The following is a 20636-nucleotide window of genomic DNA, read 5'->3' on the forward strand; positions in this document are numbered from 1 at the left end:
GTCACCCGATCAAATATAAAACATGTAATTTTCGTTTTTGCCTTCGTCCTGGAACGTAATCAAGCTGGCAAGCGTGGTCGAATCCAGCACTTCGGCGATGCTGTTTTTGATCCGAATCCACAAATCCCGCTTAGCCGGATCGTCCTCATCCGTAAAATCGACGGGGCTGATCGGCCCCTCCAACACGCGAATGATATCGCCCGCCGTTATTTCATCCGGCATCCGCGACAAATTGTACCCTCCGTATGCGCCCCGGATGCTTTTCACCAATCCGGCGTTGCGAAGCGGCGCGATCAGTTGCTCCAGGTAATGCTCGGACAGCTGATGCTTCTCCGCTATACTTTTCAAAGATGTAGGTCCCTCGCCGAATCTGGTGGCCAGTTCCATCATGATGGTGAGCCCGTATCGGCCTTTTGTCGATATTTTCAAGGTGACACCTCATTCGTCGGTTGTTAGTCCCCTGCTTATTCGGCAATCCGGATGATACGTCTTTCCGTGCCTTTCGTAAGGAAACGTGCTTAGCCCAGCAACTATGTAAATAACAGCTGCAAGAAGGAAATTGCTTCCGAATTATAGCATAGCCAATAATTGGACTGGATTTACGTGTTCATCTAAAGAAAAAGAGGAAAAACGAGAATCGTCGTCACTCCAGGAAGAACGACCGGGGAAATGCGGCGCTGCGCCGCCGGTTCAGGAAGCGGATTAATGCTTCTACTGACCAAATCTTTGGAAAAAACTTGCATTTTGTTACGAATATCATTTATATGTTAACATATAAAGAACGGTTATGGTATCGAAAACCTTGACATCTTCATGAAAAGTTTTTAATTTCGATCGAATTTGTCGGTAAACGAAACGCTCATCTAAGGCAAACCGTCATCCCTCTTCGAATTAAACACTTTTGTATGGTAATATAGGAGAACAACCGGGTGACTGCGGTTCCTCGATCGCAGTGTGCCTATTTGCTTATAGAAAGAGGTAGGGGCAACATGGCTACGAATCATGCGAATACTAGAGTCGTCGTCGGCATGTCCGGCGGAGTCGATTCGTCCGTTACGGCGCTGCTGCTGAAGCAGCAAGGCTATGACGTGATCGGAATCTTTATGAAAAACTGGGACGACACCGACGAGTTCGGCCACTGCACCGCAGAAGAAGACGCCGAGGACGTGCGTCGTGTATGCGCCCAGATCGATATTCCGTTTTATACGGTCAACTTCGAGAAGCAGTATTCGGAGAAAGTGTTCCAATATTTCCTCGATGAGTACCGCAAAGGCCGGACGCCCAATCCCGACGTCATGTGCAACCGGGAAATCAAGTTCGGCGAATTTCTGCAAAAAGCGATCTCGCTCGGCGCCGACTATTTGGCCACCGGGCATTACGCGAGGGTGGAGCGCAAGGACGGAGCGTACCGGCTGCTCCGGGGCGTCGATGCGAATAAGGATCAGACGTACTTTCTGAACGCGCTGAATCAGGAGCAGCTCGCCAAGGCGATGTTCCCGATCGGGCATCTGCCGAAGCCGAAAGTGCGGGAAATCGCGCTTGAGGCCGGGCTCGCCACCGCCAAGAAAAAGGACAGCACCGGCGTATGCTTCATCGGGGAACGGAACTTCAAGGAGTTTCTGAGCCAATACTTGCCGGCGAAGCCGGGGGAGATCCGCACGTACGACGACGAGGTGAAAGGCCGCCACGACGGTCTGATGTATTACACGCTCGGGCAGCGGCAAGGACTCGGCATCGGCGGATCGGGCACGGGCGAGCCCTGGTTCGTAGCGGGCAAAGACCTCGAGAGCAACGCACTGTACGTCGTGCAGGGCGAGACCGACCCGCATCTGTACACGAAGGGGCTCACCGCGACCGACCTGAACTGGATTCATCCGGTCCTCCCGGACGCTCCGCTCGCCTGCACCGCGAAGTTCCGGTACCGTCAGCCCGATCAGGGCGTGACGGTCCGCTTCCTGGGCGAAGGCCGCTGCGAGGTCGAGTTCGACAAACCGCAGAAGGCGGTTACGCCGGGACAAGCCGTCGTTTTCTACGATGGGGATGTGTGCTTGGGCGGAGCTGTCATCGATCGGACGTACGGAATATAGGAAACTAGACAAGCGACCCGGCCTGCTAAGGCGGAGTCGCTTGTTTGTTGTTGGCGGACGGGCCGCTGCGTCAGAGCCGATCCGGAGTCTGAATTCGACGTGCTGGCAATCTCCAACACCTCTGTTCGCTCGTACCCGCATCCAAGGGTCGGCCTGTCCTAGTTATCGAAATATCCGATACGCCGGGACAGCTGGGAAGCCAGACTTTTAACCGTAATGCCGAGCTCGTTAATTTTCTCCTCTGCGACACCATACCCGCTCGTGCTGATGGCGGCGATCACATCGCCGTCTTTATTGCGGATCGGCGCGGCGAAGCAGCGGATTCCGTAGCTCGATTCCTCGTTGTCGACCGCGAAGCCTACTTGACGTACCCGCTCCAGCTCTTTGCGGAATGCGTCCATGGACGTAATCGTATGATCCGTCAGCTTCTCGAACTTGCACCCTTCCATCACCTTGTCCAGCTGCTGCTCAGGCAGCCACGCCGTCAAGCATTTGCCTAGCGCCGTATTATAGACGGGTCTGCGCTGCCCGATCGCTCCAAACAAATATTTCATATGATCCGGCTCTACATTAACCAGATACAGCACAGAGTCTTTCTCGAGAATGGCCAAATGAGCGGTAGACCCGATCCGGTCCACCAGCTCGATCAGCACTTTCTTCCCTTCGTCGACCAGATTCGTCGAATTCGTAAATACCGATCCCAGCTCGAACGCCTTCGGCCCGATCATATATTTATCGGTATTTTTGAGCTGCTGCAAATAACCGTGCGTCAGCAGCGTCAGCATCAGCCGGTGCACCACGCTTTTGTTCAGCTCCAGCTTGCGGGCGATCTCGCTGACGCCGAGCGGGCGGCGGTCCTCGATGAAGCATTGCAAAATCATCAGCGTCCGGTCAACGGACTGGATCATAAAGTAAGGGGCGTCTTTTTGCGGTTTTTTCGGTTCCGTGTCCATATCGCATAGTCTCCTTAGTCTCGTACCGGCATCGTTTCATGATACAGATCACTTTTGATACGCTACAGCTTGTACCAAAGCTCATTTCTGTACCGCTTCAAATGCCGTTCGTACCGTCTCTTATTGCGTTACATTATATTATATCAAAAAACCGCCCGCAAAGGGTAGTCTTCCTGGAAAGAGACGGACGTTACTTCGTGTTGCGGCAATTGACCTAAAAAACGGACTGCCCCGCTGCTGCTTGCACGCTGGAACAATCCGTCTTCTTTCGTATGGTTACCCGAACCTTGCCGTACGCGCTCATCAGCCTTCCGGCCTACTTCCTCCATACGGGTGGAGTGACCACGTATTCCGGAACGCTGCGGAACCGCTCCGCGATCTCCTCCCGCAAACGGCCGGGCAGCGCCGGACCTTCGATCAGCTCGAGATTCGCTTTGACCTGCTCTGCCGTCTCGGCTCCGATGACGAGACTGTCCACTCCCTCCAAGTCACGGATGTAGGAGACGGCCATTTGCGCAATCGATACGCTGTAATTTTCGGAAAGGTCCTGCAGCAACCGGACCAGGCTCTTGGCTTCGTGCAGATGATCCGGCACTTCGTCTTCCTTCATATAAAGAAGTCCTTGCAAAAACACGCTGCGCACATAAACCGTCTTCCCCGCTCCGGCAAGTCTTCCCAAGCAGCCGTTCACAACCGGACGGTGGTCCAGAACGCTCATCGGCAGCTGGATCGCTTCATAAGCGGGATGGTCCAGATACACCGACAAATAACGGTACTCTTCCTCCGTATTGGTAGCGACGGATATGCCCGCCCGGCCGATTAGCCCTTCGCTCAGCATCGTCTGGAAAGCGGCCGTCACTTGATCGCCGAAGTGCTCCATGATCCGGGTATTGTGCAGCATCACGACCGGGATCGAATTCATCCGCAGGCGGGAAAGCGATTGTTCGATACAGCTTCGCATCTCCCGTCCAATTTGTTCGCCGCTTGCTCCGGGCTCGGGATTCAGATGGATTTTCGTGACGATCGTAGGACGTTTTCCTTCAAAAAAACGACCCAGCACGTCTTCCGACTGCCCATAAGCAGCTGCCGTATCGTAGCAGACGACGCCGCCCTCCCAGGCTTCCCGCAAAATCCCGAAGCTGCGCTCCTCCGAAGGCATTCCTTCGCGGTTATGAATACCATACGGCAGGCCGAGCTGCACCGTGCCGAGAGTCAGCTTCGGTTGGCCGGTCGCGCGTTTTGTTTCCCCCATCGTGATTCTCCTTTTTGTTCGCCAGCGGGCTGCGGCTTCTCTCCGTGTCTGACTGCGTCTAACAGCCGCCAAACGCTTCTCTCTTCCTCTTCCAATCCGGCGTTATTTCGCCGTATATCCTCCGTCTACCGGCAGGTTGGCGCCCGTTATATAGGCAGATGCATCCGAAGCGAGAAAAACGACGCTGCCCATCAAGTCGGTCTTCCCCGCCATCCGGCCCAGCATCGTCCGCTCGCTGTACCGCTCGATAAACGCGTCCGGCGTACGGTGCGAAGCGAGCCCGCCCGGGCTGATGCAGTTGCAGCGGACATTGCTCGGACCATAATAGCTGGCCGCAAAGCGAGTGAAGTTAACCATCCCGCCTTTGTGGAAAAAGTAGTCCGGTACGAAGCCGTGGAAGCCCATATCTTTATAAAGCGAAGCGTCTGCGCCGACCATCCCCTGAATCGAGCCGATATTAATAATCGAACCCGAGCCCTGTTCGGCCATCCGGTCCCCGAAGGCACGGGTAATGGCGAACAGCCCCGTCGCATTAATCCGCATGCTTTGGTCGAACGTCTCCAGCGGATCGTTCCAGTGCCCCATCGTACGGGCTACCGCATTGTTTACGAGAATATCGATCCGCCCGTGGTCTGCGAGCAGTTTGTCTCTCAGCTCCAGGATCGACTTCTCCTGCTCCTGGTCGAGACAGTAGGCGGAGATGCTCACGCCATCCTCCGCGAAGCTTTCCTTCAGCTCCGGCAGCCGTTCGCGGTCGCGCGAGGTCATGCTCGTAGCCGCTCCCGCCTGAGCGAGCGCCAGCGCGATTTGCCGGCCGTACAGTCCGGCCCCGCCGGTAACCAGCGCCACTTTCCCTTCCAGCGAAAACGATTGCAGAACGCTCATGTGGTTGCCTCCTTCGACAATCCGGCGTACACGCTTGCGACGTTGTCCACCTTCTGGTTGCGAAGCTCTCCCATGATCGACTTGTAATATTGCATCAGGGCGACTACATCCGCGCCGATGCTGATGAAACGGTACCCCATAGCTATCAGCTCGGCGGAGTTGCCCGTAGAGCCGACCGTCCCGGCAATTTTGCCGTGCTTCACAGCGAGCTCGGCGATCCGCTTGCGCGTCTCCAGCAGCAGCGGATGGTTCATCTGGCCGGGCGCCCCGATCGATTGGCTGAAGTCGCCGGGTCCGAAGAAGATGATGTCCAGCCCCGGCAGGGCGATAATTTCTTCAAGCTCTCCCAGAGGCTCCACATCTTCAATCTGCAAAAGGTTAAACCGCTGCTCGTTCGCCTGCTTCAAATAATCGGCAAGCCCAAGGGCGCAGTAGCCTCCGTCGGCATTGCCACCGTCGACTGGTCGCAGCCCGAGCGGATGGAACTTCGTGCTGCGGATCACCTCTCTCGCATCGGCTGCGCTCATAATGTGCGGCACCATAATCCCGGCCGCATCCATCTCCAGCGGACGGATGTAATCGCTGTAGCCGCCGCGGGCTACCCGCACGAGCGTATCGACGCCGTGCGCCTTCGCTGCGAGAATTTGCTTCTCGATCACCGACCAGTCGTTCGGCACATGCTCCATGTCGGTCCAGATGCAGTCGAAGCCGCTCATCGCCGCAATTTCCGCCGCCCGGGCATCCCCCAGATTAAGCTTCGTCGCATATACGACTTCTCCTGCCCTCAGCTTTTGCAGCACCCGGCTAGGGCGCATCGAAAAGGTCATTTCCGGCATCGTTTACCCTCCTGTAAATCGTGTAAGTCAGGACCGATTTCCGACAACGCGATTTCGCGTCCGTCCTGCTCGCGGCTTCGAATGCCGGCTATAATCATCTTCATCAGTTCGGCGGTTTCCGAGAACGGAAACGGACGTATTCCCGTCCGTAAGTAATCGATAAAGCTTTGCAACTGCGCCTTGAACGAATAAAACGTATCCTGAAACGGGACAAACGCATGCTCCGCCGTACCGCACAGCTGTAGCAGCCCGAACGATCCGTACATGTCGGCGTGTGCCGCTACGACGATATCGGCTCCGCTGACGTGCTTGATATGCACGACATTCCGCTCCGCCGTACCGGTATTGCGCACTGAGACGAAGCCCGGGCCGAAGATCGGATAGATCGCCTCCAAGGCGTGAATGCCGTACCGTTCCCACGATTTCGGAGTCGTGATGGTCGCGAACCGGACTTTGCCCAGATTGTGCGTCGATTTCCGGTACGGTGCGAATTCCTTGCTGTAGCGCATACTGCTGGAGGACAAGATCGGCTTCCCTTGCCCGATCCAGCTTGCGAATGTACGCAAGTCGTGCTCGTTGTCCACAAGCGGCTTATCGACGAAGACGGGAATTCCCGCTTCGACGAACGGACGGCACCGCTCGACATGCTCATGCCCTTTGTCCGTAGCGACGATAACCGCATCCACCTTGCCGATGACGTCTTCCGGCCGGCTTGCCACGTTCGGAATAAGCGACGCTTTCGCGACGCGTACCGCATCCTCCGGGTCGTCCGTCCAGATATGCGTCACTTGCGCTCCCCCGATCCGAAGCGAATGCTTCGACTTTTTATCCAGATAAGCGGGGATTCCCGGAAATGGACACCGCTTCATCTCCTCCGGATCGTACCCGTTAAAGATCGCGCTCCACGAATACGGGTGTCCGTTGCCGTCGACCATCCCTAACATGGCAAGCCGTATGGGCGCTTGCCGGACGAGCGGCCGGCTGGCGTTCTTATCGATCTTATCCTTTGTCGTCTTATTGATCGTTTCTCTTGAAGTTCTATCGATCGTTTCCCCTGAAGTCCTATCGGTTTCAGTCCTATCCGCTTCTGTCATATCCGTTTCCTCTCCTGGATGAACAGTCTTTAACGTCTCTTATTATGAGACTATGTATCCATTATTAACCACAATATCATTATATCCGACTTTGGAAGGGCTGTAAATCTTCATTTACGCCTCATTTCCTGACGGCTCCTCATCCATCGGACACATTCGCCGGATAACGCTGTCTTTTCCGTTTTTGCAGCAATGTCGCGATATTTCATGTTTTCATTTTTATAAAAAGAAGTTAGCTTGAAGACTTAGATGCATCGTAGCACAATTAGAGACATCGTTGCATCTATTTCGAGGGAAATTCAATAACGAAGCAAAGAAGCCAGGAAGATGGCAGATCCAAGCAATGGCAGCCGGAGAGAGCCGCTTACTCTGCTCGGCCCAACCGCACGGCCGCTACCTTGTATTCGGCGGTTGGAACCGGGCGAGTCGGCCTCTTGGCCGAATTCAGGCCGTTCGCTAATCCAATAGCGGTCGGGCAATGCAGTAGGGATGGGCTGCTCTCTAGGGTCCCGCAGGTCACATTCGTTTCGCCGAAAACGTAATGCGTACGGGCTCTATGACAAAATAAAAGTCTTTCGCACCCTCCCTCTATTTTCGGCAAATGGGGACGATTGGGACGAATAGGGGTGGTTTGCACCCCTTATTTCAGCCAACGGGTCGGGACTGCACCCTTTCACCGATATTAGTAGCTCCAAACCTCTCTTATTACGGGGCCAAGCGGATTTTCGAACAAAATAAAAGCTGCAAACCGCTCTTACCTGCTTCTTATCCGCCTCTTACCACTCATTTCCACGCATTTCCGCTACTATCCACTGCTATCCACTGCTATCCACTGCTATCCGCTCCGCTCTTATCCGGTTCCCCTCTTGCCCATAAGCAGGCAAGCAAGACCGAGCTGCCCCGCCACGATGAACGGCCTTGCGGAACCTGTCTCCATTAAGAAAAGCCGTCCGGAAAAGCGTCCGGACGGTCCTTTGACGTGTAAAACCCATACGTTTGTACGTTGGAAGGGAATGGGTACCTTCGCCCCAGCCGCTCGGCCTCAGTCGTGTTGTCTGCATGCGGTGGGTCGCTAACGAACCCAGCACTCGTTATCAGTGCCGAATGCGGACGTTTGAAGCTGTAACGAACTCTTGTATGGTTATTCCCTGCAAATCGGATCGTTTTTTCCACTTCCGGTTCGATAACGATCCTCGGATTCGTTACGTCTGGAATAACGTTGTTTTTCAGCCATAAGCACGATCCGATTCGTTAGTCATCGGACCTGCTGCTTCGAAGCTTACAAGCTTGCTCCCCACCTTCCGGAGAATTTGTTTACCCGAAGGAAGCAGCTTCCCTCCCTTCCTTCTCCTTTCGGCAAAAAAAAGAATCCCGTCCAGGCACGGAACGACCGTCCGAGCCCTTGGCGGGATTTATCATTGTTAGTTATCCGCGTCCGCATACGGCAGCGGTATGGCTGCAAGGCGTCACAAGTGGAACAAGGAAGAAGTGGAAATCAAATAATACAGCATTCTGCCCAAGAAGAGCAGCAGGACGATGCCGATCATCGCTGCCGTCGGAGCGAGACAGACGAATAAAATCATCGAAGCGCCCGCTTCGCCCTTTAACGTATCTCTGAACACGATTTTCCATATGAAGTATAAAGCGACGAGCGTCATGCCCAATAAAATTTTGGCCGCCAAAGGCGTCATCGTAAAGCCTCCCTTCATTCTATAGGGGATGTGTCAATTATACGATATTACTGGTTATTTTTGTATGATTAATTTACATTTTTTCTAACCGTTCCTTCGCCCTCAGGACAAGGAAATAGTTTACAGCGATCGGGGGCATACTATCCGCATCTATCGACATTACAACCAAAGGAGAAAGATCGCTATGAGAGAGATGCTGAACAAAGCCGTTTCCCTGGGGTTCGGCCTCGCAGCCGCAAGCAAGGAGCAGATCGAAAAGCTGGCCGAAGAATGGGTCAAAAAAGGCGAGCTGAGCCGGGCCGAATCGAAGGAATTCGTCGAGGAATTGGTGAAGAAAGGCGAGGAAGCGCGGGATAAAGCCGACTCGATGATTCGTGACCGCGTCCAATCGATGCTCGGAGAAGACCGATATGCCACCAAAGAGGAGCTGGAACGGCTGGAGCGCAGGCTTGACGCGCTGGAGCTTAAGCTGTCTTAAGACCGGGCGGGCTTATCCGTAAAGTGATGGATATTAATCCACACAGCAGCATCGGGCAATTCTGCGGCCGGACGAGCCTGAGCAGCGCGGGCTGCTCGGTCAAGGCCAATTCCGCGGTCGGACGAGCCCGGACGGAGCGGGCTGCTCCTGTGCGCCCTACGGCTCGTTTTAGTTTATCGGAAGGAGGGAACGCATGGACGTAGGGAAAAAGCTTAGGCATCTGCACCGGTACCAGGAAATCGCCAGGGCGTTCGTTCGCAACGGCTTCGGTTATGTGGCCAAAGAGCTGGGGCTGCCGGAAACGCTGCCGTATCTCCGCCGGAAGACTCAGGAGCCGTCGCCCGGCAAAACGCTCTCGGAGCGAATCCGGCTGTTTCTCGAAGAGCTCGGGCCGACCTTCGTGAAGCTGGGGCAGATCGCCAGCACCCGTCCCGACCTGATACCTCCCGAGCTGATCGTCGAGCTGGAACGGCTGCAGGACCGGGTCGCTCCGTTTCCGTTCGAGCAGGCGGCCCATATTATCGAGGAAGAGCTCGGAGCCTCGCTCTCCCGGCTTTTTGCAGAATTCGAGGAAACCCCTATGGCCGCCGCTTCGATCGGTCAAGTATACCGGGCCTTACTGCCGGACGGCGCCGCCGTAGCAGTCAAAGTGCAGCGCCCCAATATCCGGACGGCCATCGAGACCGACCTCGACATCCTGATGGAGCTTGCCAAGCTGGCGGAGCACCGGATGGAGTGGGCCCGTTCCTACCGGCTCGCGGATATGGTGGAGGAGATGGCCAAAGCTTTGCTGAAGGAGCTCGATTACGAAGCCGAGGCGCGCAATACGGAGAAATGTGCGGCGATATGCAGCAAGCTGCGTTATATCCGGATTCCCGGCGTGTACCGCAAACTTTCCTCCAAAAAAGTGCTGACGATGGAATTCGTCGACGGCATCAAGCTGTCCGACCAGCAGCGTCTGCTGGAAGCGGGCTGCGACCGGAAACTGCTTGCGGAGCGGTATGCGACGGCGATTCTGCATCAAGTACTGATCGACGGCTTCTTCCACGGCGATCCACACCCGGGTAACGTATTGGCGCTGCCGGACGGCAAGCTGGCGCTCCTCGACTTCGGCATGGTCGGCAAGCTGTCCCCGGAGATGAAGCACCATTTCGCCTCGTTTGTCATCGCCCTGCGCAATCAGAGCACAAGCGGCGTCATTCGGGCGATTTTCCGGATGGGACTCGTGCCGGACGAGACCGATCTGCAAGAGCTGCGGGCCGATGTCGACGAGATGCGCGACAAATATTACAAAGTGCCGCTGAAGGAGGTCAGCATGGGCGAAGCCGTCAACGACTTGTTCGCCCTGGCGCTCCGGCACAATATCCGCATCCCGGCGGATTTGACGCTGCTCGGCAAAACGTTTCTGACGATGGAGGGCGTCGTCACCGCGCTCGACCCGTCGTTCAGCATCTTCGATGTCGCCGAGCCGTTCGGACGCCGCCTCCTGCTGGAGCGGTTCGATCCCCGCCGTGCAGCCTCCGCCTGGCTGCGCCACATTCCCGATTATGTGGACATGCTGAACGAGCTGCCGATGAGGCTGCGCGACCTGATGACGCTTGCGCGCAAGGGCAAGATCGGGCTTGAGGTTACCGCCCCCGACCTGGAATGGATGATGAAGAAGATGGACCGGATCGTCAACCGGATCTCGTTCAGCATCGTCCTGCTGTCGTTCTGCATCATCATGGTCGGTCTGATGATCGCTTTGTCGATGGGCAACCCGGACACGGTGCTGTGGAAAATTCCGGTTATCGAGATTGGCTTCGGGTTTGCTCTGATCATGTTCGGCTGGTTGTTCATCGCAATCTTCCGTTCCGGCCGGTTTTAGCCGAAAACAACTTTACAACTCGGGCGGTTCCAACTACAATGAACTTCGACAACACGAAGCCGTTCATCAGGTACGGACAGATCAGCCGCATGATTGTAAAAGGAGAGATTGCCATGATACTAGATTCAGTTGCCCGGCTCGGCTCGTACAAAGCGATCAGCCCCCGGTTCCAGCAAGCGATCGACTTTCTGAACGCCAACGATCTGCACACGCTGGAGCTCGGCAAATATGAGATCGACGGCCCGCACTTGTTCGCCATCGTACAGGAGTACGAGACGAAACGGAAGGAAGACAGCATCTGGGAAGCGCACCGCAAATACGCGGATATCCAGATCGTAGTCGAGGGCGAGGAACTGCTCGGACATGCCCCAATCGAGACGGCGGAAGAAACGACCGCTTACAAGGAAGATTCCGATTATGCGCTGTATTCCGCGAACGGCAATTACTTCAAGCTGGATGCCGGCTACTTCGCATTTTTTGCGCCGCATGACGTCCATAGCCCTTGTGTAGCGGTCGATGAACCGAGCAAGGTCCGGAAAGTCGTCATCAAAGTGGCGATGGACTAATCTCCGTCTCCGCAGCCGTGAGCAGCCGGGTTCTCTCAAGCCCGGCTGTCCCGACCCCAACGCGGACGCTCCCTACCTGATTGCAGGTACGCGGGCGTCCGCTTTTGTCGTTTTCTGAATCGCAGACCAGATCGTTTTCCCATCACGTGCATGAGCACCTCGGTTCCCCTGCCAGGAAGTCGAATTATTGCACAATCACGCCACGCAGCATCACCCGGTCGACCTCGATCGCTTCCGATACGATCACAAGATTGGCCAGCTTGCCTTTCTCCAGGCTTCCCATCTCGCGGTCCAGCTTCAGCACTTTGGCGGGATTCAGCGAAGCCATAATGAACGCATCCACCAAGCCCGCGCCGGTATGGCGCATCATATTCCGGACCGCCCGGTCCATCGTCAGCTTGCTGCCGGACAGACCCACTCCTTCGATAAACCGGACGTCCTCGTATTCGCCGCCATCCGTTCCCGGCAGTCCGGCCTCGTCGATCGCATCGGTAATAATGATGACACGGTCCGTCCCCTTGGTCTTATGGATCAGTTTGCACATCAGCGGTCTCACATGAATGCCGTGCGCATCGGGAATGACTTCCGCGTAAATATCGTCATGAACGAGCACCGCCTCGTCCACACCGACCTCCCGCGTCCCCTCGAAACGGGAGGGCGACGGCGTCGTGCCCGAAGCGTTCGTACAGTGGCAGCCGATCTGCAGCCCTTTGCGGACGAACGAGAAGATCGTCTCCGCATCGGCTTCGGAGTGGCCGACGGATAAGCTGATGCCGTACTGCGCGGCAGCGTCCGCAAAATCGGCTTGTCCCGGAAGCTCCGGAGCGAGCGTCCATACTTTGATCGTATCGCCCGCGATCGCCAGCAGCTCTCCGTATTCTTCGGGATCTACCGGGCGGATCGGCGAAGTAATCGCCCCGTACTTCGGATTGATGAACGGGCCTTCCATATGAATGCCGACGATCGCCGAGCTGTAGGGCCGTTCCCCGACCTGCATAATGTTGCGGACCCCCTGCGCCATCTCTTCACGGCTCTGGTTGTAAACCAGCGTCGGCAGAATGCCGGTCGTGCCGTGCTTCAGATGGGACAGCGCGAACAAATAAGGCTCTTCCCACGACCAAAAGCCGCCTCCCCCATGGCAGTGAATGTCGATAAATCCAGGGCCGACATATTGATTGCCGGCATCGATCAGCGCCGCTCCCTCCGGTAGGGTGACAGTTGCTCTCGGCCCGCAATCGGCGATCCGGCCGTTCTCGATCAGCACGACCCCATTGTCCACGATGGAACGGGGCGTAACCAGTCTGGCGTTGACTATGGCTTGAATGCGACTCTCGTTCATACAGCGAATTTCTCCTTTATTGGACGGTTTAAGTATGATCGTTTTTGGAGAGGCTCCTGACCTTTCAAAAGCCCCGAACGTGATCCTTATGTGAAAAGACGCTGGATTCCCCGCCCGATTACCAGGCGGTCCAGCCGCCATCGACGACGATATTCGCTCCGGTCATGTAGCTCGACGCGTCGGAGGCGAGAAAGACGACCGGTCCGGCAATCTCTTCCGCCGTTCCGCCCCGGCCGAGCATCGTCTTCTTGGCGAGCTTCTCCAGAAAAGGCTCGTTTTGCTGGGTATGCGGATTCGGGAAAGGCCCGGGCGTCACGCTGTTGACGCGAATCCCTTTGCCGGCCAGATGCGCCGCACAGTAGCGGGTGAACTGAAGTACAGCCGCTTTGCCCGCCCCATAGTTGGCCGGATTGTTCGCGCCGCTGTCCCCGTAGATGGAAGGGTCCGGCGATACGACGCCGTACATGGAGGCAAAATTGATTATATTGCCGCGCCCCACCTTCTCCATATAAGGGATCACCTCGCGCGTACAGCGGAACACCGTGCCGGCCGCTCCGTCCAACCCCTTCCGCCAATCCTCGTCGCTCATCCGCTCCACGGTGCCGAGCGTCCCGTAACCCGCGCCGTAAGTCGCGCAATTGACCAACACGTCGATCCGGCCGAATGCGGCGTCCGCTTCCCGGAACAGGCTACGAATCGAGTCGGTGTCTGACACGTCGCACGGGATGGCGTGCATCCGTTCATGCTCCAGCTCCCGCTTCTGCAGATCGGCCACAACTACCGTCGCCCCGAATTCCGCAAGCGCCCTTGCAACCGAACTTCCCAAATATCCGTTGCCACCCGTAACGACAGTTGTTTTGCCGTCTAATGCAAATAGTTTCTCGAACATTCGCTCCGCTCCTTTAGGGGGCCGTACATCGGCCCTGAACAACCGTGCTCGATCCGCAATGTGATCAAAAAGTTTTTCCGGACTGGCTTTTGTCTCTCATTATGTTACATTGTATCAATAACTTCTTTTTAAGTTTTATTATATCCCACATTAAATGGGCTGTAAATCTTCCGCCGCCCGTTGACACCGACCAGGTAGACCTCATTCGTTTGTTTGTTTGTTTGTTTGCAGCCCTAATCTGTTTCTAATTGATGTCGACGTCTCTTATTATGTTACGGAGTATTCAAATCGAGTGCACCTTTACTATACCTTCTAAATGCCGGATTGTAAATATATCCAAACCGAACTTTTGCCGTATTTAATGAATGATTTTATGAATGAATCAGACCCTGGAAGTTAGCGGAGAACCAACACTTGATCGTGGTTAGCGGAAAGCCCTCGCGGATCTTGTATTGAAATTGCACACTTGCACTTGTACTTGCACTTGCAGCCAGCTTACGAACTCAGCCACCCTTATTACGCCAATATGCTGCAATTTGAAAAGGTAATGAATTCCAGAGACGTTATTTCCTCCTCTCGAGCACATTTCTACGTCGTTATTACTCCATAAGAGCGCTGGAGTTCGTTAGATAAGCAAACAAGGGTGGTTACCGTAATAAGAGCGATGGGGTTCGTTAGCTCGATGACTTCGGCGGGGAATGGGAAAGTCAGCACCTAGTGTGATTTTGCTCGACGTATGCCGCATTCTCACACCTAACGTGACTTCGGCCGAATCGGATGCCTCATTCACACCCAACACAATAAAAGCTCCCCGACCATTGTAGTCGGGAAGCCTTTTTCCATGCTGTACCATTTTCTTCAAACCCGACGCTTAGTCTTCCAGCCGGCCGTTAGTTGTCCTCGCGGAACTCGGGAGGGATTCTCCGTGCTACGTTCGTCTCGATCGCCGCCTGGATGACCGCTTTGCGGATAAGCGGCACGATCTTGTCGTTGAAGATGCTCGGAATGATGTATTGGTCGTTCAGCTCTTTGTCGCTGACTGCGGAAGCGATCGCCCAAGCCGCGGCCAGCTTCATTTCCTCATTAATGACCGTGGCCCGGCAGTCCAGCGCTCCCCGGAACATGCCCGGGAAACAAAGGACGTTGTTGATCTGGTTCGGATAATCGCTCCGACCCGTCGCCAGAACCCGCACATGCGGCTCGGCCAGCTCCGGCTCGATCTCCGGCTCGGGGTTCGCCATCGTAAAGACGATCGGGTCGCGGCCCATCTTTTGGATATCCTCGACCTTCAGCACCCCTTTGCGGGAAACGCCGATAAAAACGTCCGCTCCTTCGATCACGTCCGACAGAGCGCCTCGCTTCATCTGCGGATTCGTTCGCTCCGCGACCCAGGTCCACATCGGATTCGGATAAGACTCTCCCCGGCACAAAGCCCCTTCGCGGTCAACCGCGATCACATCCCGGACGCCCGCCGCCAGCAGCATCTTGAGGATCGCCGCTCCGGCCGCCCCGATCCCCGTCACGACGACGCGGATGCCGTCCACCGGCTTGCCGACGATTTTGAGCGCATTCAACAGCCCGGCCAGGACAACGACGGCCGTACCATGCTGATCGTCATGGAAGACGGGGATATCCAGCTCCCGCTTCAACCGTTCCTCGATCTCGAAACAGCGCGGCGACGAAATATCTTCCAGATTGATGCCGCCGAACGCCGGAGACAGCAGCTTGATCGTACGGATGAGCTCCTCCGTGTCTTTGGAGGCGAGCGAGATCGGGAAGGCGTCGACTCCGGCAAGCTGCTTGAACAGCATCGCCTTGCCCTCCATGACCGGCATCGCCGCTTCCGGACCGATGTCCCCGAGGCCGAGCACAGCCGTTCCGTCGGTGACGACCGCTACCGTATTGCGCTTGATCGTCAGCGAAAACGCGCTGGACGGATTGTCGTGAATCGCCATGCACACTTTCGCTACACCCGGCGTATACACTTTGGACAAATCTTCCCGCGTCTTGATCGGCATCTTCGGCATCATCTCGATTTTCCCGCCCAGATGGGCCAGAAAAGTCGGGTCGGATACGTTGATCAAGGAAACGCCCGGCACATCCCGCAGCCGGTCTGTAATGTCCTTGGCGAGAACGCCCACCAGATTCACGGTAATATCCCTCGTGGTCGTTTCCTTGCCGGCATGAATCATGTCGACGGCGACAATATCGCCGCCCGCTTGCCCGATCACCTCGGCGATAGCCGCAAAGGAGCTCGGCGTTTTGGCCAGCTCGAGCCGGATAATGATACTTGTATTGGAAGCCAATCCGATCCCCCCTTTATCTTGTCCGCGTCTGCTACAGTCAGTTACAGCTTGATGCAGACCAGCTTCAGCTCCGTCATTTCTTCGACCGCGTATTTGACCCCTTCCCGGCCGAATCCGCTTTCCTTCACGCCGCCGTACGGCATGTTGTCGACACGGAACGTCGGGAAATCGTTAATCATCACCCCGCCGACCTCAAGCCGGTCCGCAGCGCGCATCGCGGCTTGAATATCGCGGGTGTAGATGCCGGCCTGCAAGCCGTAGCGGGAATCGTTGATCGCTTCGATCGCTTCGTCCAGCTCACGGAAGGGAGTCAGCGTAACCAGCGGTCCGAACACTTCCTGACAGGAGACCGGCTCATCCCCCGGGACTCCGGTCAGGATGGTCGGCGGGAACAGCCCGGGCGCCAGCATCCGTCCCCCGGTCCATACGACGGCCCCTGCAGCAACGGCGCTGTCCACCCAAGCTTGCATGCGCTCCGCTTCCTTGACGCTGATCATCGCGGACAGGTCGGTCGCCTCATCCAGAGGATCGCCGATGACGAGCCTCTCCGCCGCTTCCTTGAACCGTCCGGCAAACTCGGCGTACTTGCTCTCATGAACGAAGATGCGCTGGATCGAAATGCAAACCTGTCCGCTGAACGAAAACGCTCCGACGATACACCGGTCGATCAGCTCCGGGGTGACGTCCGCCGTCGCGTCGATAATCAAGCCGGAATTGGAGCCGAGCTCCAGGGTGACCCGCTTGAGACCCGCCTTTTGCTTCATCGCGATTCCCACCTCCGGGCTGCCAGTGAACGTAATCGCGGCAACCCGCGGATCTTGAACCAGCTTCTCGCCGACAATGGAGCCTTTGCCGGGAACGATATTAAGCGCCCCCGCGGGAAGCCCCGCTTCTGCGAACACATCGGCAAGAGCCAGAGCCGACAGCGGCGTCTGCCCCGCCGGCTTCAGCACGACCGTATTGCCCGCCGCAATCGCCGGTCCGACCTTGTGGGCGACGAGGTTAAACGGGAAGTTAAACGGAGTGATCGCCCCGACTACGCCGAGCGGCTTGCGCAACGTAAAGGCGATCCGTCCCTCCCCGCCCGGCGCCGCGTCCACAGGAACGGTCTCGCCATGAATGCGGCATGCCTCCATGGCGGCGAATTTATACGTCTGGACCGTCCGGGCGATCTCTCCACGCGCGGTGCGGATCGGCTTGGCCGCTTCGAAAGCGATCAGACGGGCCATCTCCTCCTTGCGCTCCTCCAGCAAAGCGGCCGCTTTCTCCAAAATCGCGGAACGCCGATAAGCGGGCAACGCCGCCATCACAGCCGCAGCTTCCGAAGCGGCGCGAATCGCTTCCCCGATGTCCGCTTCGTCCGCTTGCGCAACGTCGGCAATCTTCTCCCCCGAGTACGGGGAGCGGAGCTCGACGTACGACGACGCCTCTTTCCATACCCCGTTCATGTACAAATGCTTCACGGCTCTCTCCCCCGTTCCTTATTCGGCCGCTGCCAGCGACAGGACCAGCGACCCGATAATATCCAGACCTGCCTGCAGCTGATCGTCGGTTATGACAAGCGGCGTCAGAAAGCGGAGGACGTTGCCGTGGACGCCTGCCGATAAGAGCACGACCCCGTTTTCGCAGCAAGCTTTCGTCAGCCCGGCGACGAACTCCTTGGCCGGAGCTTTCGTATCCGGATGAATAAATTCCACGGCGCACATCGCCCCGAGTCCGCGAACGTCGGCAATCAGCGGAACTTGCTGCTGCAGCGATAAGAAGAACGACCGGATCGCTTCGCCAATTGTGCGCGAACGTTCCACCAGACGGTCGCGCTCCATCAGCTCTAGAACGGCCAGCGCCGCCGCGCAGCCAAGCGGGCTGCCGCCGTACGTGCCGCCGATTTCCCCGGGATTCGGGGCGTCCATCACGTCCGCTCTGCCGACGACCGCGCTGATCGGCATGCCGGCCGCAATCGACTTGGACAGGGTGATCAGATCCGGTTCGATGCCGAAGTGGGTGGAGGCGAACATCTCGCCCGTCCGGCCGAAGCCGGTCTGAATCTCATCGGCGATAAACAATATGCCGTGTTTGCGGCACAACTCATAGATCCCTTGAACGAATGCGGCAGGCGGTACGATAAAGCCGCCTTCGCCTTGCACAGGCTCCATAATGACCGCCGCGACGTCCTCGGGCGCCGCCTCCGTGTACAGGAAGTCCTCGAACTGGCGTACGCAGTGTAGCGCATAGTCGGTTTCGCTCATTCCAGCCGGACGATGGAGCGGATACGGGTACTGCGCCTTGTACGTAGCCGGCGCGAACGGGCCCATCCCGAACTTGTAAGGCTTCACCTTGCTCGTCAGGGACATGCTCAGCAGCGTGCGGCCGTGAAACCCCCGGGAGAAGGAGACGATCCCGCTGCGGCCCGTAAATTTGCGGGCGATCTTGACCGCATTTTCCACCGCTTCCGCACCGCTGTTCAGAAACATCGCTTTTTTCGGAAACCGTCCCGGCGTAAGCAGCGCCAATTTCTCGGCCAACTCCACATACGGCTCGTACATCGCAACATGGAAGCAGGTATGGATATACGCTTCCGCCTGCCTTTGGATCGCCTGCACCACTTCCGGCGGACAATGGCCGGCATTAATCGTGCCGATCGCCCCGGCGAAATCGAGATACACGTTGCCGTCCACATCGGTAAGTAACGCTCCCTCCGCCTTGTCGACGAAGATCGGCGTATTGTTGCCTACCCCTTTCGGCACGGCAGCCGATCTCCGCTCCAGCAAAGCCGCCGTCTTAGGACCGGGAACGGAAGTTTGTATCGAAACAAACCGTCTCGTCTTGGTGTCCATATCTCCTATTCCCCTTTGCCTTTGTAAAATCCTAAAGGTTTGAGCTCCATGTTGATGTTCACTTGCTTCACTTCCGTATATTCGTCCAGTCCGAACGTACCCAGCTCGCGGCCAAGGCCGCTTTGCTTGAACCCACCCCACGGCGCTTCGTTATAGGTCGGATGGTACGTGTTCACCCACATAATGCCGGAGCGCACCTTTCTCGCTACCCGCATCGAGCGCGCCGCATCGTTCGTAAACACCGCTCCCGCCAGCCCGAATACCGTACCGTTGGCCAGGCGGATCGCTTCCTCCTCATCCCGAAACCGTTGGACGACGAGCACCGGTCCGAATATTTCTTCCTGCACGACCCGCATATCGGGCGTCGTATCGGTCAGAATCGTCGGCTCGACGAAGAAACCCCGTGCGTATTCCCCTTCCGTCATCCGGCGGCCGCCTGCCGCAATGGTCGCTCCTTCCTGGCGTCCGATCTCGATATAGGACAGCACTTTCTCCATATGCGCTTGCGATACGAGCGGGCCCATCTCCGTCCCGAGCTCCAATCCGCTGCCTACCCGAATTTGCTTCGTCCGGTCCACCAGCTCTTGCATAAACGTTTCGTAAATTTCGTCCTGGATCAGCAGACGGGAGCCTGCCGAGCACACTTGGCCGGAGCCGATATAGATGCCGTACATGACGTATTCCGCGACGATGGACGGGTCCGCATCGGCAAACACGATATTGGGCGATTTGCCGCCCAGCTCCAAAGACACTTTCTTAATATTGCCAGCAGCCGCTCTCATGACCGAACGTCCGGTCTCCGTACCGCCGGTAAAGGCGACCTTGTCCACCAGGTGGCTGGCGGCCAGCTCCGCGCCGACCGTCCGGCCTTCGCCCAGCACGAGGTTGGCGACTCCTCTCGGAAATCCGACTTCCTCGATCAGCTCGAACAGCCGAATCGCCGTCAGCGGCGTTAGCTCCGAAGGCTTAAATACGGTTACGTTCCCGGCGCCGAGACACGGTGCGAGCTTCCAGGCCGCCATCATCAGCGGGAAATTCCACGGCACGATCTGGCCGCACACCCCGACCGGCTCCCGCACGACCATCGCTTGAATCGGATAAGGGACCTCATATGTTTGCCCGTGGGGCTTCGTAATCAATCCGGCGTAATAGCGGAAGCAGCTGGCCGCGCTCGATACGTCCGACTCGGCTTCCCCGAGCGGCTTCCCGTTGTTCAGCGTCTCGAGCCGTGCAAGCTCGTCCACATGCTGCTCGATTTTGTCCGCCAAAGCAAATAACAGTCTCGCCCGTTCCCGTGACGAAGTATCCCGCCACCCTGTCTCGTCAAACGTATGCCGGGCCGTTTCGATCGCGTGCCGCACGTCCTCAAGGCCGCCTTCCGTCACGACGGCGATGCATTCGCCCGTAGCCGGGTTCGTAATCTCACGGGTTTTGCCGGACAACGACCCCACCCATTCTCCGCCGATGTACATTTTGCCGATCCCGTCGATCGCTGCCATAGCTGTTCCCTCCAATATATAGGTTCTTCCCGGGGAGCGCCCCCGAAAGGAAGTCCCGCT

17 protein-coding genes are annotated in these 20636 nt (G+C 56.9%); 4 read left to right on the plus strand and 13 right to left on the minus strand.

The genetic code is table 11. The annotated features are described in order from the left end of the window. Positions 1 to 9: 9 nt before the first annotated feature. Positions 10 to 429 (minus strand): cysteine metabolism transcriptional regulator CymR, encoded by a 420-nt coding sequence (gene cymR / locus IDH45_RS25210; RefSeq protein WP_190930911.1) that lies wholly within the window; start codon positions 427 to 429, stop codon positions 10 to 12. A gap of 560 nt (positions 430 to 989) precedes the next feature. Between cymR and mnmA the strand changes: the two genes are divergently transcribed. After that, positions 990 to 2087, plus strand: a complete 1098-nt coding sequence (gene mnmA, locus IDH45_RS25215; RefSeq protein ID WP_190930912.1) for a tRNA 2-thiouridine(34) synthase MnmA — start codon at positions 990 to 992, stop codon at positions 2085 to 2087. A gap of 158 nt (positions 2088 to 2245) precedes the next feature. On the opposite strand, the gene IDH45_RS25220 is transcribed toward mnmA, so the two are convergent. From IDH45_RS25220 to IDH45_RS25245, 6 genes are all read right to left on the minus strand, one after another. Further along, the gene (locus IDH45_RS25220; protein WP_190930913.1) at positions 2246 to 3040 is read right to left on the minus strand and encodes an IclR family transcriptional regulator; all 795 of its coding nucleotides are present in this window, start codon (positions 3038 to 3040) and stop codon (positions 2246 to 2248) included. 316 nt (positions 3041 to 3356) lie between these two features. Next, the gene (locus IDH45_RS25225) at positions 3357 to 4292 is read right to left on the minus strand and encodes an aldo/keto reductase (protein WP_190930914.1); all 936 of its coding nucleotides are present in this window, start codon (positions 4290 to 4292) and stop codon (positions 3357 to 3359) included. 102 nt (positions 4293 to 4394) lie between these two features. Further along, positions 4395 to 5177 carry an SDR family oxidoreductase gene (locus tag IDH45_RS25230; protein WP_190930915.1) on the minus strand — a complete coding sequence of 261 codons (783 nt, stop codon included), beginning with the start codon at positions 5175 to 5177 and terminating at the stop codon, positions 4395 to 4397. Beyond that, entirely contained in the window at positions 5174 to 6013 is an 840-nt protein-coding gene (locus IDH45_RS25235; protein ID WP_223836948.1) for an HpcH/HpaI aldolase family protein, read from the minus strand. The genes IDH45_RS25230 and IDH45_RS25235 overlap by 4 nt, the downstream gene beginning before the upstream one ends. Continuing rightward, on the minus strand, positions 6001 to 7107 hold the full coding sequence (locus tag IDH45_RS25240; RefSeq protein WP_190930916.1) for a Gfo/Idh/MocA family oxidoreductase: 1107 nt from the start codon (positions 7105 to 7107) through the stop codon (positions 6001 to 6003). The genes IDH45_RS25235 and IDH45_RS25240 overlap by 13 nt, the downstream gene beginning before the upstream one ends. 1466 nt (positions 7108 to 8573) lie before the next feature. Beyond that, entirely contained in the window at positions 8574 to 8798 is a 225-nt protein-coding gene (locus IDH45_RS25245) for a hypothetical protein (RefSeq protein WP_190930917.1), read from the minus strand. A 184-nt stretch (positions 8799 to 8982) separates the two neighbouring features. On the opposite strand from IDH45_RS25245, the gene IDH45_RS25250 reads away from it, so the two are divergent. The 3 genes from IDH45_RS25250 (at position 8983) to IDH45_RS25260 (ending at position 11709) form a co-directional block, all read left to right on the plus strand. Continuing rightward, positions 8983 to 9276: a phasin family protein gene (locus tag IDH45_RS25250; RefSeq protein WP_190930918.1), complete on the plus strand. Its 294-nt coding sequence runs from the start codon at positions 8983 to 8985 to the stop codon at positions 9274 to 9276. A gap of 193 nt (positions 9277 to 9469) precedes the next feature. Continuing rightward, positions 9470 to 11143 carry an ABC1 kinase family protein gene (locus IDH45_RS25255; RefSeq protein WP_190930919.1) on the plus strand — a complete coding sequence of 558 codons (1674 nt, stop codon included), beginning with the start codon at positions 9470 to 9472 and terminating at the stop codon, positions 11141 to 11143. A gap of 38 nt (positions 11144 to 11181) precedes the next feature. Next, positions 11182 to 11709 (plus strand): YhcH/YjgK/YiaL family protein, encoded by a 528-nt coding sequence (locus IDH45_RS25260; protein ID WP_190930920.1) that lies wholly within the window; start codon positions 11182 to 11184, stop codon positions 11707 to 11709. Positions 11710 to 11893: 184 nt separating this feature from the next. On the opposite strand, the gene IDH45_RS25265 is transcribed toward IDH45_RS25260, so the two are convergent. The 6 genes from IDH45_RS25265 to IDH45_RS25290 all read right to left on the minus strand — a co-directional run bounded on the left by IDH45_RS25265 (position 11894) and on the right by IDH45_RS25290 (position 20576). Further along, positions 11894 to 13048 (minus strand): N-acetylglucosamine-6-phosphate deacetylase, encoded by a 1155-nt coding sequence (locus IDH45_RS25265; protein WP_190930921.1) that lies wholly within the window; start codon positions 13046 to 13048, stop codon positions 11894 to 11896. A 118-nt stretch (positions 13049 to 13166) separates the two neighbouring features. Continuing rightward, complete coding sequence (locus IDH45_RS25270) at positions 13167 to 13937, minus strand: SDR family oxidoreductase (RefSeq protein ID WP_190930922.1); 771 nt, start codon at positions 13935 to 13937, stop codon at positions 13167 to 13169. Positions 13938 to 14827: 890 nt separating this feature from the next. Beyond that, a complete protein-coding gene (locus IDH45_RS25275) occupies positions 14828 to 16243 on the minus strand; it encodes an NAD-dependent malic enzyme (protein ID WP_317891285.1) in 1416 nt (471 codons plus the stop codon). A 41-nt stretch (positions 16244 to 16284) separates the two neighbouring features. After that, positions 16285 to 17691: an aldehyde dehydrogenase family protein gene (locus IDH45_RS25280; RefSeq protein ID WP_190930940.1), complete on the minus strand. Its 1407-nt coding sequence runs from the start codon at positions 17689 to 17691 to the stop codon at positions 16285 to 16287. 33 nt (positions 17692 to 17724) lie between these two features. Further along, entirely contained in the window at positions 17725 to 19077 is a 1353-nt protein-coding gene (gene gabT, locus IDH45_RS25285) for a 4-aminobutyrate--2-oxoglutarate transaminase (protein WP_190930923.1), read from the minus strand. Between the two features lie 5 nt (positions 19078 to 19082). Further along, positions 19083 to 20576, minus strand: a complete 1494-nt coding sequence (locus IDH45_RS25290) for an aldehyde dehydrogenase family protein (protein WP_190930924.1) — start codon at positions 20574 to 20576, stop codon at positions 19083 to 19085. Between the last annotated feature and the right edge of the window lie 60 nt (positions 20577 to 20636).

Origin of the sequence: Paenibacillus oceani, from assembly GCF_014705615.1 — a bacterium.
GTDB classification, from domain to species: Bacteria; Bacillota; Bacilli; order Paenibacillales; family NBRC-103111; genus Paenibacillus_AB; species Paenibacillus_AB oceani.